Genomic DNA, 14,737 nt, shown 5'->3' on the forward strand with positions numbered 1-14,737 from the left:
GGCCAACACTTTTATCATCCCGGCCCCCCCACACAAATCCCGCAAGGGGAACCCTTTTTCCCCCCCCCGGGGGGATCACCCCCGGCCCCCCCCCCCCCGGGCCGGGGCGGGTCGGCGGGCCGGGCCCAGGGGGGTGCCGGTCAGGCCGGGTGGGCCTCGACGACCTGGACGTCTTCCTCCGTGATCTCGCCGTCCACGATGCGGAACGAGCGGAACTGGTAGGGGTCGTCCTCGCCGTTGCCCTCGGCGGTGGAGACCAGGACGTAGTGGGCGAACGGTTCGGAGGCGTAGCTCACGTCGGTGCGCGACGGGTAGGCCTCGGTGGCGGTGTGCGAGTGGTAGACGATCACCGGCTCCTCGTCGAGGTCGTCCATCTCGCGGTAGAGCTTGAGCAGGTCGCCCGAGTCGAACTCGTAGAAGGTGGGCGAGCGGGCGGCGTTGAGCATCGGGATGAAGCGCTCGGGGCGCCCGGTGCCGGCCGGCCCGGCGACCACGCCGCAGGCCTCGTCCGGGTGGTCGGCGCGGGCGTGGGCCACGATCCGGTCGCGGATTTCTCGGGTGATGGTCAGCATGCGGTCAGGATAGCCACGCCCCGGCCGGTGTCCGCCGGGATGTCCGGAGCGCGGGCACCGGGTGTCCGCCACCCGGTCGCGGGGCCCCGGAGGCGCCCCGCGACCGGGCCCCGGGACCGGGCCCGGGAGGGGCGTCAGCCGGCGTCGCGCGCGAGCTCCCGGTCCTCGGTGGCGCCCTGCGCGGCCTGCGGGTCGCGGCGCTTGAGCAGCTGGTAGCCGACCACCAGGACCAGGGCCCAGGCGGGGAAGACGTACAGCGAGATCCGGTTGTCCTCGTCGAGGCCGATCAGCACCACGACCAGGGCGAGGAAGCCGAGCGCGGCCCAGCTGATCCAGGCGCCGCCGGGCGCCTTGAAGGTGGGCGCCGGAAGGCGTCCGCCCTGCCAGGCCTTGCGGTAGCGGATCTGGGCGATGAGGATCATCGCCCAGGTCCACAGGCCGCAGACGGTGGCGACCGAGGTGATGTACTCGAACGCCCGCGCCGGGACGAGGTAGTTGAGCACCACGCCGGCGCCCATCAGCAGGGACGAGACGGTGATCGCGAAGGCCGGGGTGCGGCGGCTGTTGAGCTTGGTCAGCCGCCCGGGCGCCTGACCGCGCAGCGCGAGGTCGCGCAGCATCCGGCCGGTGGAGTACATGCCGGAGTTGCAGGAGGAGAGCGCGGCGGTGAGCACCACGAAGTTGATGATCCCGGCCGCGGCCGGGATGCCGATCTTGCCGAAGGCCGCGACGAACGGGCTGACGCCGGGCTGGAACTCGGTCCACGGCACCAGCGAGAGGATGACCACCAGGGCGCCGATGTAGAACAGCGCGATGCGCCAGGGCAGCGTGTTGATGGCGCGCGGCAGGGTCTTCTCGGGGTTCTCGCTCTCCCCGGCGGTCACGCCGACGAGTTCGACGCCCAGGTAGGCGAACATGACGATCTGCAGGGTCATCACGGTGGCGCCGATGCCCTTGGGGAAGAACCCGCCGTTCTGCCACAGGTGGGTGACCGACGCGGTGTCACCGGCCTTGCTGAAGCCGAGGGTGAGCACCCCGACGCCGATCAGGATCATGCCGATGATGGCGGTGACCTTGACCATGGAGAACCAGAACTCGATCTCGCCGAACAGCTTCACCGAGATCAGGTTGGCGGCGTAGAGGATCACCAGGAAGGTCAGCGCGCTGAGCCACTGCGGGAAGCCGGGCGCCCAGAACTTCACGTACACGGCGGCGGCGGTGGTCTCCGCCATGCCGGTGACCACCCAGAACAGCCAGTACGTCCAGCCGGTCACGTAGCCGGCGAAGGGGCCGAGGAACTCCCGCGCGTACTCGGCGAAGCTGCCGGAGACCGGGCGGTAGGTGAGGAGTTCGCCCAGGGCGCGCATGATCACGAAGATCACCAGGCCGGCGACGGCGTAGGAGAGGATCAGGCTGGGGCCGGACTTGGAGATCGCGGTGCCGGCGCCGAGGAACAGGCCCGTGCCGATCGCACCGCCGATCGCGATCATCTGGATCTGGCGGCTGCCGAGCCCCCGCTCGTAGCCCTCCTCGTCCGGTTTCGCGACGACCGCGTCGTCGTTCGGCTTCTCGGCCATGGTGCACCGTCCTGGTGGGTCTCGTGGGGTGGAGAAGTCGTACCACGCAGGGTTCGGTGAGCGGGCTCCATCTGAGCGTTATTTGAGCATGCCCTGGGAGGGTTTCGCCCGGTTCGGACGGAAATGCCCCGACCAATCGTCCACATACTGGACGAAGCGGTCGGGGCCTGCCCGGATCCGGGCACGATCAGTCCACGATCGCCTCCAGCAACGTCTCCTGGAGCGCGCCCAGCCACAGGTACGCCATCACCAGCGGCTTGCGGTCGTCCTCGTCCGGCAGCTCGTAGAGCTCGTCGTCGTCCTCGCCGACCTCCAGCTGGACACCGAGCGTCAGCCGCAGGTCGTTGAGGGCGCCCAGCCAGCGCTGACAGTCGGCCGGGTCCAGCTTGAGCACCCCGCCGCCGCTCAGGCGGTCCAGGGTCCGCACCACGTGCAGCGCGTCCTCGCGCTTGCGGGCCCGCAGGTCCAGCTCGGTGTAGCGGCGGAACTCGCCGGCGGCGGCCCGGCTCTCCTCGTCGGCCGGCTCGGCCGGATCCCCGTAGGCGTCCGGGAACAGCCGGGCGAGCACCGGGTTGGCCGGCGTCTCGCTCGGCCCCTCGGCGAACAGCGCGGCCAGCGGATCGCCGCCGTCCCCGCCCGGGCCGGGCCCGATCAGCTGCAGGATCCCCACCTCCAGGGAGCGGAGGATGGAGACCTCCAGCTCCTCCAGCGCGATCGCCGCACCGCCGCCGCCGGCACTCTCGAACAACCCAGCCATCTGTATCGGTCAGCCCGTCTTCGTCGTCTCGGGTGGGGTACTGGGGCCGCGGGCCCCGGTCAGTCGTGCTGGAGCGTCGCCCAGAGCCCGTAGCCGTGCATCGCCTGCACGTCGCGCTCCATCTCCTCGCGGGAGCCGCTGGAGACCACGGCCCGGCCCTTGGTGTGGACCTCCATCATCAGCTTCCTGGCCTTGTCCTTCGGGTACCCGAAGTAGGCCTGGAAGACGTACTGGACGTAGCTCATCAGATTGACGGGGTCGTTGTGGACGATCGTCACCCAGGGGGTGTCCGGTTCCGTCACCGGCAGTCCCTCGACCTCCGGGCGCTCGATCTCCACGGGCGCGACACTCACCTGCGGGTCCTCCTCGCTGCGCAGTCCGTCCACGCCTCTTCAGCCCCATGCTGCCATCCGGGGGACCCCCGGGCGATTCCGGCCCGGGTCGCGTCGCGAGAAATCGTCACTTTGACGCTAAGTGGTAGTAGCATCATCCGCATGGACGCCACTTCCGTGCGCGCGGCCGGCTCGACCGCGCTTCTCACCGACCGCTACGAGCTCACCATGCTGCAGGCCGCCCTGCGCAGCGGGGCCGCGCACCGCCACTCCGTCTTCGAGGTGTTCACCCGCCGCCTGCCCGGCGGCCGCCGCTACGGCGTCATGGCCGGCACCGGCCGGGTGCTCGACGCGGTCGAGGACTTCCGCTTCACCACCGCACAGCTCGACTGGCTCGCCGGCCAGGGCGTGGTCGACGAGGACACCCTGCGCTACCTCGCCGACTACCGCTTCAGCGGCGACATCCACGGCTACCCCGAGGGCGAGGTCTACTTCCCCGGATCGCCGCTGCTGACCGTCGAGGGCACCTTCGCCGAGGCGGTGATCCTGGAGACGGTGATCCTCTCGATCCTCAACCACGACTCCGCGATCGCGGCCGCCGCCTCCCGGATGACCGCCGCCGCCGGCGGCCGCCCCGTCATCGAGATGGGCGCCCGCCGCGCCCACGAGCGGGCCGCCGTCTCCGCCGCCCGCGCCGCGTACGTGGCCGGCTTCGCCGCCACCTCCGACCTGGAGGCCGGCTTCGCCCACGGCATCCCCACCACCGGCACCGCCGCCCACGCCTTCACCCTCGTCCACGACAGCGAGCGGGACGCCTTCCGCGCGCAGATCGCCAGCATGGGGCGGGGCACCACGCTGCTGGTCGACACCTTCGACCTGCGCGAGGCCGTCCGCACCGCGGTCGAGGTGGCCGGCCCCGAGCTGGGCGCCGTGCGCATCGACTCCGGCGACCTCACCCTGCTGGCCCACCGGGTCCGCCGCCAGCTGGACGAGCTCGGCGCCGAGAAGACCCGCATCATCGTCACCTCCGACCTCGACGAGTACGCGATCGCCGCGCTCGCCGCCGCCCCCGTCGACGGCTACGGCGTCGGCACCAGCCTGGTCACCGGCAGCGGCCACCCGACCTGCGCCATGGTCTACAAGCTGGTCGCCCGCGCCGAGACCGAGGGCGGACCGCTGATCCCGGTGGCCAAGCGCGCCGCCGGCGGCAAGACCAGCGTCGGCGGCCGCAAGTGGGCCGCCCGGCGGCCCGACGCGGACGGCGTGGCCGAGGCCGAGGTGGTCGGCACCGGGCCCGTCCCGGCCGAACTGGAGCCGCACCTGGTACAGGTGCCCCTGGTGCGGGGCGGCGAGACCGTCGGCCGCGAGCCGCTGACGGCCGCCCGCGAACGGCACGTCCGGGCCCGGGCCGCGCTGCCGCTGTCGGCCACCCAGCTCTCCAAGGGCGACCCGGTCCTGCCGACCGAACTGATCGTCTGACCGGCACCCGCCGCCCGCGCGGGGGCGGAGGCCTTCCGCCCCCGCGCGCCACTCCCTAGAGTCAGCCGTAGAGTTCCCCCGGAGCCCCCCGAGACCCCGAGCCCGCCACCGGGCCGAGCGCTCCCGCGGGCTCCCCCACCGGGACGCCGCCACCCCGCGGACGCCCCCCACACCCGAGGACGCGAACCATGCACCGGGCCCTGATCGTCGTCGACGTGCAGAACGACTTCTGCGAGGGCGGCAGCCTGGCCGTCGCCGGCGGCGCCGAGGTGGCCGCCGCCATCACCGACCTGATCGCCGAATCCGCCGCCGGCTACCAGCACATCCTCGCCACCCGCGACCACCACATCGACCCGGGCCCCCACTTCTCCGCCGAGCCCGACTACGTCGACAGCTGGCCGGTGCACTGCGTGGCCGGTACCGAGGGCGTCGGCTTCCACCCCAACTTCGCCCCCGCCGTGATCTCCGGCGCGGTCGAGGCGGTCTTCGACAAGGGCGCCTACGCGGCGGCGTACAGCGGCTTCGAGGGGTTGGACGAGAACGACCGCGGCCCGCTGGAGTGGCTGCGCGAACGGCAGGTCGACGAGATCGACGTGGTCGGCATCGCCACCGACCACTGCGTCCGGGCCACCGCCCTGGACGCCGCCCGGGCCGGCTTCACCACCCGCGTCCTGCTCGACCTCACCGCCGGGGTCGCACCGGAGACCACCACCGCCGCGCTCGCCGAACTGCGCGCCGCGGGCGTCGAGTTGGTCGGCACCCCGGTGGTGCAGGGCTAGGGTCCGCCCGGCCGCCCCGGCCGCCGGTCTCCGGCTCCCGGTCTCCGCGTTCCGGGGCCGGCTTCCGGCCGGGGCCTCGGCCGGGAGCCGGCCGCCGCTCCCGCCCCGGCTCCGACCGCTACTCCTGCCCCGGCTCCGGGACCGGCTCCGGGACGACCATGAGCTCGACCACGTCGGTGCCGCCCGCCCGGAACGCCTCCCGCAGTTCGGCACCCACCGCGTCCCGGTCCGCCGCGAGCCGGGCGCCGCAGACGTAGACCACCCGGATCCCCAGGTACTCCATCCGGTGCTGGCCGCCCCGCACCCAGGCGGCCTCGCCCTCGCTCACGCAGCGCAGGTCCGAGTCCACCTCGACCGCGACGCCGCGCTCCGGCCAGTAGAGGTCCGGGACGGCGATGAAGGTGCCGCCGCGCATCCGCAGCTCGGGGCCGACCAGCGGGACCGGCAGCAGCCCCTCGTCCACCAGTTCGCCGACCCGCTCCAGCACGAAGTCCCGCTCGGCGGCGAGCAGTTCGTCCAGCGCGGCACGCACCCGCGGCTCGGCGGTCAGCCCCGACTCGGTCAGCTCGGTCGCCAACTCCCGTACGGTGCAACGACTGTCGGGCCGGGAGACGGCCTCCCGCAGCACCTCGCGCACCGGCACCGGGGCGCCGGCGCCCGCCGCCGTCCACTCGCACAGCGCGTCCGCGACCGCCCGGGCGACCGGCGCACAGGCCAGGCCGTGCACCGAGCGGGCCACCAACTCCCTTTCGGTGCGCCGGATCCGCACGTCTCCGGCGTCCTTCAGCCGGCGCTGGCGGGGCACCAGGACGTCCACCCCAGTCACCGCCGGCAGCCGGGGCACCGCGGCGAAGCCGTACAGCGCGAGCGCGGCCGCACCCGTGATCACCGCCCCCTCGCGGCGGCCCTCCTCGCGGCCGTTCTGCGCGGCGTACAGCAGCGCGGCCCACATCCGCTGCTCCGGCGTCGGGCCGTCCGACTGCAGCAGGTAGACCCTGGGCAGCAGGCGCTGCCAGGGCCCGCCGCGCCGGCAGTGCTCGGTGATGAGGCGGGCCGGCACGCTCCGGGCGCGCAGCTGGCTCGCGGTGACGACGTTCTGCTGACGCTTCGCCAACTCCTCGAGGGACGGCGGCGGCGTGGGAATCCGGTAGCTCATACGAACACCATCCCCAACCGGTCCGACCCGGCACCGGCCGCCTGACGCACTGTTACGCAACCGTCGCGAAACCGGGATCAGCCCGCACTAAAGTCCCCATACCCTCACTCATTCGGAGTAATTGCTGGTCGCGAGGTTGTCAGATGCGATCGAAAGTGATCGCCGACCTGGTCGCCTGACCGACAGTGACCAAAGGCATACTCCAAGAGACCCTCCAGACGTCAATCCCACCCCGGGGATTGCCTAGGCTTACGTCATGTCACGTGACGAGACCGCCGGCCTCCGCGCGGCCCAGCTCCGCCTCGGCCGTCTGCCCGGATACGTCCGCCGCCCGGACCCGGCGCGCCGCAGCGGCGAACAGGGCCATACGTACAAGAAGGGCTGGGAGGTCCGCTTCACCGCCCGCAGCGAGGCCGAGATAGCCGAGATCCGCGACCTGGTGGTCGCCGCCGGGTTCGCCCCGGCCAGACCGTTCTTCAAGGGCCACCAGCTCATCCAGCCGGTCTACGGCATGGCCGCCGTCCAGGCCTACCTGGCCGCGAGACAGGCGGCCGAGGAACACGCCGCCCGCGCGGAACTCGGCCGACGACGACGCTCGACGGACGAGCACCAGCCGGCCGCCCACCCCACCGGCGGGCACACCGCCGCCGGACACGGCACCGGGCACGGCGCCGGACACGCCACGGCCGGACACGCCGCCGGGCACCCCTCCGCCGGGGTGGCGGCGCACCGGTGCGAGCGCGAGGAGGCCGCCGCCGGGGCAGCCGCGGCGGCTGCGGCCGCGGCTGCCGCAGCCGCCCAACTCGCCCGGCGCCGGGCCGTCGAGGCCTTCCCCACCCAGGCCGAACGGACCAGCGCCGTCGACGACCGGATCGCCCCGACGGAGGCCCGACCCACCTCCTGACCACCGGGTGCGCCGCCGGCCCGGCGGACGCGCCCCGCCACCACGTCCGTCCGGCGCGCAGCGTGTGCCAGCTCCACCGCATCCGCAGCGCGCCCACCCCGCGCACGCCGCCCACCCCGCGCGGCGCGCGCCGCCGGCACCCCGGGCGCGACCCGCCCGGACACGCCCCTCCGCGCGCACTCCCGCCGGGCGCCGTCCACCCGACCCGGAGCGCCGCACGAGCACGGGCACCGAGGATGCGCCAGGCGGCGCCGCGGGGCGGCCGCACCGGAACGACCCACCCACGGGACCCGAGGGGGGCGGCCACGGTGGCGGGCGCGGTTGCGCAGGCGGTTGTGCGGGCGCGGCTTCGCGCCGTGGGCGTGGACGTCAGCCGCCGAAAGCCCTACGGTGGCACATCAACCGCCGCGCGGCCACCGCCGCCCCACCCCCTCTGACCAGCCGCGACACGCTCGCACCTACGCCCCCCGCAGGACTGCGCACCACTCCCCCGCCGATCCACCGCCCGGCCGCCCCACCACCGCTCCGCACCGGTCGCCACCGGAACCGGCCGAGCGGCGACGGGTTCCGGGCATTCCATCAGATTGGTCACCCAGCGCACCTAGGGCCTACCGTAGAGTGAGCACAGATGATCGACCGTCAGAAATCCATCTCCCTTGCCGAGAAGACGAGATGACCAATCGTCACGCGAGCGCAGCCGAGCCGCCCCCGAGGCCCGGCGAACCGGAGGACGTACCACTGGAGTTCGCCGCCTTCTGCGAACTCCACCGCCCCCGGTACCTCAGCTACGCCCGGGTCTGGCTCACCGAACACAGCACCGCGGCCACCGCCGTCCAACAGGCCTTCGCCGAAATCGCCGTCCACTGGCGCGAACTGCTGGGCAGCTCCAACCCGACCGCACACGCCTGGCAGATCCTGCGCAGCACCGTCGCCGAACACACCCGGCACGTGCCCGCCACCCCGGACCGGCACCCCGCCGACGACGACCTCGCCATCCTGCACTACGTCGTCGGCCTCGCCGCCCCCGAGATCGCCGACGTCATCGGCACCGACACCGCCAGCGTGGCCGGCCGCCTCCGGCGCACCATGCTGCGCGAGGCCTCCGGCTGGTGAGCCCGCGCCCCCGCCCGCACCGCCGCCGGCGGCCGAGGCCGCACGCAGGGCTCAGACCCGCACACCCGTCACGTCGAACAGGTGGTGCACCGGGTCGTGGATCAGATAGCGGGCGAACGACTCCACGGTGAACCGCGCGCCGTCACTGCGGTCCCCGGTCCGCAGCCACTGCCCGCCCGCCACCCCCTCGAACGCCACCGCCAGCACCTCCGCGGCCTCCGCCAGCTCGCCGGTCACCACCTCCGGCCGCTGCTCCCCGTAGCGCTCCGCGACCGCCGTGGCGTCCTGGTCCCAGTTCGCGAACGACGGGCCGTCCTCGGCCAGCATCAGCCCCAGCCGCACGCGGAACAGCCGGAACACGTCCCGGACGTGGCACGCGTACTCCAGCGCCGACCACACCCCCGGAGCCGGCCGCCGCGCCACCTCACCCGCATCCCCCGACAGCACCGCCCGCCAGGCCGCCGCATTCGCCCGGACCATCCCCGCGACGTCCTCCCGCACCACCGCCGGAGTGTCCAACCCGCAGTCCGGACACGGGCGTTCCAACACCCACGTCCAGTCCTTGCCGTCCGGGACGATACCGCCCGGCACGACCCCGCCCGACACGATCCCGTCCGCCCCGCCCGCAGCGCGCTCAGAAGTGCTCATGCCCCCAGCATCGCCGCCCCGCCCCCCGCCCCACCAGCGGCAATGACGCCACCCACCACCAAGATGCTGCCAGCCCCCGCCTCGTCAGCCCAGGCCCCCGGCCCTCACCGCACCCCGGACGAACCCCCCGCCGACCGCCTCCGCCGCCGCGCCCGCACCACCAGCAGCACCACCGACACCACCCCGCCGAGCAACACCCCCCACAACGCCACCCCGACCGCCACGCCCGCCCCGAACCAGCCGCCACCCCCGCCACCGGCCTCCGCGGCCGGAACCACCGCCTCGTCACCCGACGGCCCCGCAGCCGCCTCCGGCGCAGCACCCTGCGACTCCCGCCGCCCCACCAGCGGATTCTCCCGCGCGCCCCCGTCGACCGCCGGATCCACCGCCAACGCCCTCGCCGGCGACACCACCCCGTACCCGTACCGGTCGTTCGGCACCGCCGACCCGTCCACCGGCGGCGAGGCGGACTTGATCATCCGATTGATCACCTGCCCGGCGGACAGGCCCGGGAACCTCGCCCGGATCAACGCGGCGGTGGCGGAGACGTAGGCGGTCGCGTCGGAGGTGCCGTTCCCGACCCCGTAGCTCGCGGTCGACTTGGCCGTGGCCTGGTAGATGTCCACGCCCGGCGCGGCGAGCGTGGTCTCGGAGCCCCGCGTCGAGCGGTCCCAGACGGCGCCCGCGGAGTCCACGGCCGCCACCGCCACCACTCCGGGGAAGGCGGCCGGGTACTGCACACCCTGCCGGTCGTCGCCGCTGTTCCCCGCGGCGGCGACCAGCACGACGTCCTTCGAGATCGCGTACTCGACGGCGGCGCGGCTCTGGGAGTCGAACCGTGACGCTCCCCCGACCGACATGTTGACGACCTTCGCGCCGTGGTCGACGGCGAACCGGATCCCCTGCGCAAGACCGTTCTGCTGAACATCGGACCGTCCGCTGCTGGTGTCCACCTTCACCGGAAGGATCTTCGCCTTCGGAGCCAGTCCCAGCACCCCGGCCTGCGCCCCGTGTCCGTGCCCGGCGATCAGGCTCGCCATGGCGGTGCCGTGGCCGTCACTGTCGACCCGGCCGTCCGTGTTCCCGCCGGAGAAGTCGACGCCCGGCAGCACCTGCCCGGTCAGGTCCTGGTGGTCCTGGTCGACACCGCTGTCGACCAGCCCGACCAGGACGCCCTCACCCTGGCTGATCGTCCAGACCTTCGCCTCGGCCTCGAAGGTCCTCAACGCCCACTGCTCGTCCCTGATCTGGTCCGCGGACGCCGCCGGCACTCCCCAGGTCAGCGCCCCAACAGCCAGGGCCGCAACAGCACGAGTCAACCGGCGGCTCGTCAAACCAGGTCACCCCACTCGGCAAGGCGTCCCGCGGATCACCGATCTGCGGGACGCTGTCAGATCACCCGCCCGTTCGGGCCGGACTCATTCCACCACGTTCGGGTTGGCGGGCCTTGCCGACGCCCACGTCTCCTCGTCCTCGACGAGGTAGACCGGCCGACGGCCGCGCTTCTCCCCGTCCTTGGTTCTCCGATGCGTGCCGGCGACCGGCACTCCGGGGGCCACGGCACCCGGGCCGCCAACACCGGTCACACCTCTCGGCCCGCTCCGGGCCCCCAGGCCGGAACCTCCTTCCGTGAACGCTCCCGTGCCGCGCCCGCCCTCGACCGGCCGCGTCGTCCCGCCGACGACCCCGCCGGACCGGGCCGAGGCCCCCTGCGGGGACCGTTCACCCGGAACGGCACGCCCTCCGGCCGCCGCGCCGGGAACGGCACCACTCCCGGCCGCCCAACCACCACGTGCCCCGAATCCGCCCACCGGCCCCACACCCTCCGGGAGCCCCTCGGCGACGGGGCCTCGCCCGCCCGGGCCGACGCCGGGACCGGAGGGGCCGCTTGCGGACGGACCAGCGGTACTGGTGCCCGCAAGGCCCGTGCCGCCCAGCGGAGTTCCTCCGTACCCGTTCCTGGGGACACCGGGCGGCACCGCCCCGGCATCCGTCCGGATCCCGGTGACGGCTGGAGCCGGCACACCCATGCCGGATCCGGTCGGCCCCTGCGGCCTCGCCTTACCTCCCTTGATCCCCGGGTCGGTGACGACCGGCGCACCGACCGGTGCGGGGCGTGCCACCCGCTGTGGTTCCGGTGACGCGGGCCCCTGCGGTACGGGACCGCTCGGCACACGGGCCGAGGTTCCCGCCATTCCGAGGGAGGTGCCCGACACCATCGCGCTCGCCATCGCCGCTACGCCGCTCGGATCGTCCTGCGGGACGACGTCGCGTGATTCGCCGAGACCCCCCAGTGCCGGAGGAAGGCTCTGCGGCGGCTTCAGGGCCGGGGTGGCGATGCGGTAGTGCATGGCGAGGGTCTGCATGACGGTGGCGGCTTCGGTCTTGCGGCGGTCGGCGAGGGGGAGGTGTTCGTCGTCGCCGCCGAAGACGGAGGAGATGCCGTCGCCGAGGGTGTCCTTGGCCTGTTCCCAGGTGCTGGGTTCCTCGGGCATGTCGCGTTTGGCCTTGGCGATGGCCTCGGACATGGCGTGCAGGGTGTTGGCGGCGTCGTTGGCGTAGGAGGCCGCGTTGTTGATGCCGTCGGCGAGGTGGAGCATGCGGGTGTGGAAGGCGTCGCTGGTGGCGCCCTCCCAGGTGACGGCGGCTTCGGTGCTGGCACGGGTGAGGGTGGCGCGGATGGCCTTGAGGGTGTCGGCGGCGCGGCGCCAGGGGTCTCCGGCGGCCATGACGGCGCCGGGGTCGAGGGCTTCGGCCATGGTGCGGAGCTGGGCGTGGCTGTACTTGGTGAAGTCGGTGTAGGCCATGGCCGGTTCGTCTCCGTCCGGTGGGCGCTAGCGGGCGGACTTGCCGCCGTCGCGGGTGGGCGGGGCGATGGTCTGTTCGTAGGCGGCCCGGCTGGTGGCGGAGGGGTTGGCGACGGACCAGCCGTCGTCGCCGAGCCTGAGCTTCCGGGCGGTGCTCCGGTCGCGTTCCTCGTAGCCGGTGGCGGTGAGTTCGGCGTTCTTCTGGGCGTCGTCGACGGCTTGTCGGAGTTGGTTGAGGATGTCGCGCAGGCCGTCGCGCATGGTGTCGTAGCGGCCGTGGAGTTCGGTGGCCTCGGCGAAGGTGCCGAAGGCGCCCTTGCCGAGGCCGCTGCGGCCGTGGGTGTCGGTGCCGTCGGCGTGGTGCTGGAACTCGGCGAGGAGGAGGCGGACCTGGGCGGCGAAGGCGCGGAGTTGTGCGATCTCGACGCGGTATCCCCGGCCGGCTCCGCCGGTGGTGCCGGTTCCTGTGGCCACTGCGGCGCTCCCCGTGCGTCCGTCGGTCGCTGCCGGGCCCGGGTCCCGGTGTGTCATGTCTAACACACCGGGGCCCTAATTCGGCCTGGGACATGGTCAGTTCGTCGGCGTCCGGGTGCGGAGGGCCTCGGCGAGGGCTCGGCGGCAGAGGGAGTCGGCGTGCCGGGTGGTCTCGGGGAGCCGGTACTGGCGGGCGAGGTCGAGGGTGGTGCGGACGGCGGTGTCGAGGCCGATGCGGTGGCCGACGGAGACGTAGACGGGTTTGACGCCGGGCCGGGTGCGCAGGGCGCGGCCGACCTCCTCACCGGTGGCCGGGTCGGTGAGGGGGGTGGTGGAGCCGCGGGGGGCGTCGGGTTGGCGGTGGTCGAAGGTGAAGGGGGTCTTGGCGACGCCGAGGGTCCGCAGGCCGGTGAGGACGCCGAGGTGGCTGGCGAGGCCGAGGCGGCGGGGGTGGGCGAGGCCGTAGCCGTCGCAGACGACGGTGTCGGGCGTGCGGGTGAGGGCGGCGAGGGCGTCGAGGACGGCGGGGAGTTCGCGGAAGGCGAGCAGTCCGGGGACGTAGGGGAAGGCGATCCGGCCGACGGCGGTGGCCTGTTCGACGACGGTGAGCGTGTCGCGGTCGAGGAGGACGGCCGCGGCGACGACGAGGTCGTGGTCGTCGTCGTAGGCGACGTCGACGCCGGCGACGAGGTGGCCGGCGGCGGGGTCGGTCGGGTCGTCCTGGGAGGTGCCGTCCCGGGAGAGATCGCCCCGGGAGGGCTCGTCCCGGGCGGGGTCGTCGTGGGCCTGGACGAGGGGCCGCAGTCGTTCCTGTTCGGCGAGCGCCTCGGCCTCGGTGGTGGGCCAGTCGGCGGGGATGGGCACGGGCGGTTCCCCCGGATCGGTGGTGCGGGCGTGGTCGGCTTCACCGTACCGAGGGGGCGCACGACCCTCGGGTGAGCCTGTGCGCCCCCCTGTGCCCCCCGGGTCGGCGGGTTAGCCTGGACTTACCGAACTCCCTTGCCGGGTAGGACTCCTGGAGCCGGCAGTGTTCCGCCCGTTCCCCCCGACGTGCGAAGGAGCCCCCGTCATGCCGCGTCCGTCCGCCGCCCAGTACTGCCTTGGTTCGTTCACCGTCGTCGCCGCCACGGTGGCGCTGCTGGCCGTCTCGGGCGCCACCGGCGCCCTGGAGGTCGCGGTGCTGGTGGGTTTCGCGCTGGCGCTCGGCACCGTGGTGACGGTGTTGGCGGTGGCCGTGTCCGGACGCTCCGACCGGTCTGCGGGGGCGGCGCACGCGGCGCCTCCGGCCGCTGCCGGGCGCGAGTACGCCCGGCAGCGCTGATCCGCCGCCGGGCGTCGCGGGTCGGGCCGGTCGGGCCGGTCGGGCCGGACCGGTCAGGGCCGGCCCGGGCCGGTCAGAGGGTGGTGACGACCACGGTCTTCGCGGCCTTGTCGTGGATGCACTGCCGGTAGGGCTTGTCGAAGACGCCGAACAGGCCGTCGATGACCCACCAGAGGGCGGCGCAGCAGAGCACGGCGGGGAGGATGAAGACCGCGGAGCGGGTCCAGGCGGCCGACTGGGTGGGGACGTTCCCGTCGATCAGCATGGCGACGCGGATGTGCATCGCCTTCTTCCCGAGGCTCTGGCCGTCGCGGCCGACCATCAGGGCGTCGTAGACCAGCCAGATGGCGCAGGCCAGCCAGAAGGAGCCCGCCGAGCCCGAGCGGTCACCGAGGCTGGCGAAGGGCGCGACGATGATCACGGCGACGGCCTGGACCAGCAGGTAGTCGATGAACCGGGCGAGGATCCGCTTGGGCCAGGTGCCGAGCGGCGGCATGCCGGGGACGGGTCCGGCGCCGGGGGTCCCGTAGCCGGCGGGGCCGTAGCCGGGCGGGGGCTGGTCGTAGGGCGACTGCGCGTAGGGGTTCTGGCCGTACGTCGGGCCGCCGTAGGTGCCGCCGTACGCGCCGGGGCCGTCGGCCGGGCCCCCGCCGGACGGGCCGCCGGCGGGGGGTGGGGCCGACGACGGGTCGGGGTCCGACGGGCGGCCTTCCGGCGTGCCGCCGCCCGGCTGCGGGGGCTGCTTGTCGGAGGAGGGCTGACCGCCCCCCTCCGGCTGGGGGCCTGAGGGGTCGTGGGTGCTCATCCCCCGAGTAGAA

At 73.9% G+C, this 14,737-nt stretch carries 16 protein-coding genes; 5 read left to right on the top strand and 11 right to left on the bottom strand.

The annotated features are described in order from the left end of the window. Positions 1–140: 140 nt before the first annotated feature. The 4 genes from ACFYUY_RS17855 to clpS all read right to left on the bottom strand — a co-directional run bounded on the left by ACFYUY_RS17855 (position 141) and on the right by clpS (position 3,259). A complete protein-coding gene (locus ACFYUY_RS17855; RefSeq protein WP_360218143.1) occupies positions 141–572 on the bottom strand; it encodes a M67 family metallopeptidase in 432 nt (143 codons plus the stop codon). Between the two features lie 134 nt (positions 573–706). Then, entirely contained in the window at positions 707–2,149 is a 1,443-nt protein-coding gene (locus ACFYUY_RS17860) for an amino acid permease (protein ID WP_360218146.1), read from the bottom strand. A gap of 187 nt (positions 2,150–2,336) precedes the next feature. Beyond that, a complete protein-coding gene (locus ACFYUY_RS17865) occupies positions 2,337–2,906 on the bottom strand; it encodes a DUF2017 domain-containing protein (protein ID WP_387901493.1) in 570 nt (189 codons plus the stop codon). Between the two features lie 59 nt (positions 2,907–2,965). Then, on the bottom strand, positions 2,966–3,259 hold the full coding sequence (clpS, locus tag ACFYUY_RS17870) for an ATP-dependent Clp protease adapter ClpS (RefSeq protein ID WP_360218152.1): 294 nt from the start codon (positions 3,257–3,259) through the stop codon (positions 2,966–2,968). Positions 3,260–3,400: 141 nt separating this feature from the next. On the opposite strand from clpS, the gene ACFYUY_RS17875 reads away from it, so the two are divergent. Then, complete coding sequence (locus ACFYUY_RS17875) at positions 3,401–4,717, top strand: nicotinate phosphoribosyltransferase (protein WP_360218155.1); 1,317 nt, start codon at positions 3,401–3,403, stop codon at positions 4,715–4,717. Positions 4,718–4,905: 188 nt separating this feature from the next. Further along, a complete protein-coding gene (locus ACFYUY_RS17880) occupies positions 4,906–5,496 on the top strand; it encodes an isochorismatase family protein (protein WP_360218158.1) in 591 nt (196 codons plus the stop codon). 118 nt (positions 5,497–5,614) lie between these two features. Here the strand turns inward: ACFYUY_RS17880 and ACFYUY_RS17885 are convergent, their stop codons facing one another. Further along, positions 5,615–6,652: a hypothetical protein gene (locus ACFYUY_RS17885; RefSeq protein WP_387901497.1), complete on the bottom strand. Its 1,038-nt coding sequence runs from the start codon at positions 6,650–6,652 to the stop codon at positions 5,615–5,617. 256 nt (positions 6,653–6,908) lie between these two features. On the opposite strand from ACFYUY_RS17885, the gene ACFYUY_RS17890 reads away from it, so the two are divergent. Beyond that, positions 6,909–7,556, top strand: coding sequence for a hypothetical protein (locus tag ACFYUY_RS17890; protein WP_387901499.1), 648 nt, complete (start codon positions 6,909–6,911; stop codon positions 7,554–7,556). 672 nt (positions 7,557–8,228) lie between these two features. Continuing rightward, positions 8,229–8,669 (top strand): hypothetical protein, encoded by a 441-nt coding sequence (locus ACFYUY_RS17895; protein WP_360218167.1) that lies wholly within the window; start codon positions 8,229–8,231, stop codon positions 8,667–8,669. Between the two features lie 51 nt (positions 8,670–8,720). On the opposite strand, the gene ACFYUY_RS17900 is transcribed toward ACFYUY_RS17895, so the two are convergent. The 5 genes from ACFYUY_RS17900 to ACFYUY_RS17920 form a co-directional block, all read right to left on the bottom strand. Continuing rightward, positions 8,721–9,317, bottom strand: coding sequence for a DinB family protein (locus tag ACFYUY_RS17900; protein WP_387901501.1), 597 nt, complete (start codon positions 9,315–9,317; stop codon positions 8,721–8,723). A gap of 104 nt (positions 9,318–9,421) precedes the next feature. Continuing rightward, the gene (gene mycP / locus ACFYUY_RS17905) at positions 9,422–10,636 is read right to left on the bottom strand and encodes a type VII secretion-associated serine protease mycosin (RefSeq protein ID WP_387901504.1); all 1,215 of its coding nucleotides are present in this window, start codon (positions 10,634–10,636) and stop codon (positions 9,422–9,424) included. A 99-nt stretch (positions 10,637–10,735) separates the two neighbouring features. Continuing rightward, positions 10,736–12,124 carry a hypothetical protein gene (locus tag ACFYUY_RS17910; protein WP_387901506.1) on the bottom strand — a complete coding sequence of 463 codons (1,389 nt, stop codon included), beginning with the start codon at positions 12,122–12,124 and terminating at the stop codon, positions 10,736–10,738. A gap of 27 nt (positions 12,125–12,151) precedes the next feature. After that, positions 12,152–12,598 carry a DUF2563 family protein gene (locus ACFYUY_RS17915; protein WP_360218179.1) on the bottom strand — a complete coding sequence of 149 codons (447 nt, stop codon included), beginning with the start codon at positions 12,596–12,598 and terminating at the stop codon, positions 12,152–12,154. 96 nt (positions 12,599–12,694) lie between these two features. Beyond that, on the bottom strand, positions 12,695–13,462 hold the full coding sequence (locus tag ACFYUY_RS17920; RefSeq protein ID WP_387901509.1) for an endonuclease V: 768 nt from the start codon (positions 13,460–13,462) through the stop codon (positions 12,695–12,697). 205 nt (positions 13,463–13,667) lie between these two features. Here ACFYUY_RS17920 and ACFYUY_RS17925 point away from each other — a divergent pair, with 205 nt between their 5' ends. Next, positions 13,668–13,919 (top strand): hypothetical protein, encoded by a 252-nt coding sequence (locus ACFYUY_RS17925; RefSeq protein WP_360218184.1) that lies wholly within the window; start codon positions 13,668–13,670, stop codon positions 13,917–13,919. Between the two features lie 73 nt (positions 13,920–13,992). On the opposite strand, the gene ACFYUY_RS17930 is transcribed toward ACFYUY_RS17925, so the two are convergent. Further along, positions 13,993–14,724 (bottom strand): RDD family protein, encoded by a 732-nt coding sequence (locus ACFYUY_RS17930; protein ID WP_387901511.1) that lies wholly within the window; start codon positions 14,722–14,724, stop codon positions 13,993–13,995. Positions 14,725–14,737: the final 13 nt, after the last annotated feature.

The organism is Kitasatospora sp. NPDC004745, from assembly GCF_042873275.1.
Lineage (GTDB): Bacteria > Actinomycetota > Actinomycetes > Streptomycetales > Streptomycetaceae > Kitasatospora.

Bases quoted from the DNA above. Each gene is read 5' to 3' on its own strand.
- ACFYUY_RS17925 (WP_360218184.1), top strand. From the start codon at position 13,668: ATGCCGCGTCCGTCCGCCGCCCAGTACTGCCTTGGTTCGTTCACCGTC.
- ACFYUY_RS17855 (WP_360218143.1), bottom strand. From the start codon at position 572: ATGCTGACCATCACCCGAGAAATCCGCGACCGGATCGTGGCCCACGCC.
- ACFYUY_RS17890 (WP_387901499.1), top strand. From the start codon at position 6,909: ATGTCACGTGACGAGACCGCCGGCCTCCGCGCGGCCCAGCTCCGCCTC.
- ACFYUY_RS17895 (WP_360218167.1), top strand. From the start codon at position 8,229: ATGACCAATCGTCACGCGAGCGCAGCCGAGCCGCCCCCGAGGCCCGGC.
- ACFYUY_RS17880 (WP_360218158.1), top strand. From the start codon at position 4,906: ATGCACCGGGCCCTGATCGTCGTCGACGTGCAGAACGACTTCTGCGAG.
- ACFYUY_RS17885 (WP_387901497.1), bottom strand. From the start codon at position 6,652: ATGAGCTACCGGATTCCCACGCCGCCGCCGTCCCTCGAGGAGTTGGCG.
- ACFYUY_RS17930 (WP_387901511.1), bottom strand. From the start codon at position 14,724: ATGAGCACCCACGACCCCTCAGGCCCCCAGCCGGAGGGGGGCGGTCAG.
- ACFYUY_RS17860 (WP_360218146.1), bottom strand. From the start codon at position 2,149: ATGGCCGAGAAGCCGAACGACGACGCGGTCGTCGCGAAACCGGACGAG.
- ACFYUY_RS17910 (WP_387901506.1), bottom strand. From the start codon at position 12,124: ATGGCCTACACCGACTTCACCAAGTACAGCCACGCCCAGCTCCGCACC.
- ACFYUY_RS17900 (WP_387901501.1), bottom strand. From the start codon at position 9,317: ATGAGCACTTCTGAGCGCGCTGCGGGCGGGGCGGACGGGATCGTGTCG.
- ACFYUY_RS17865 (WP_387901493.1), bottom strand. From the start codon at position 2,906: ATGGCTGGGTTGTTCGAGAGTGCCGGCGGCGGCGGTGCGGCGATCGCG.
- ACFYUY_RS17875 (WP_360218155.1), top strand. From the start codon at position 3,401: ATGGACGCCACTTCCGTGCGCGCGGCCGGCTCGACCGCGCTTCTCACC.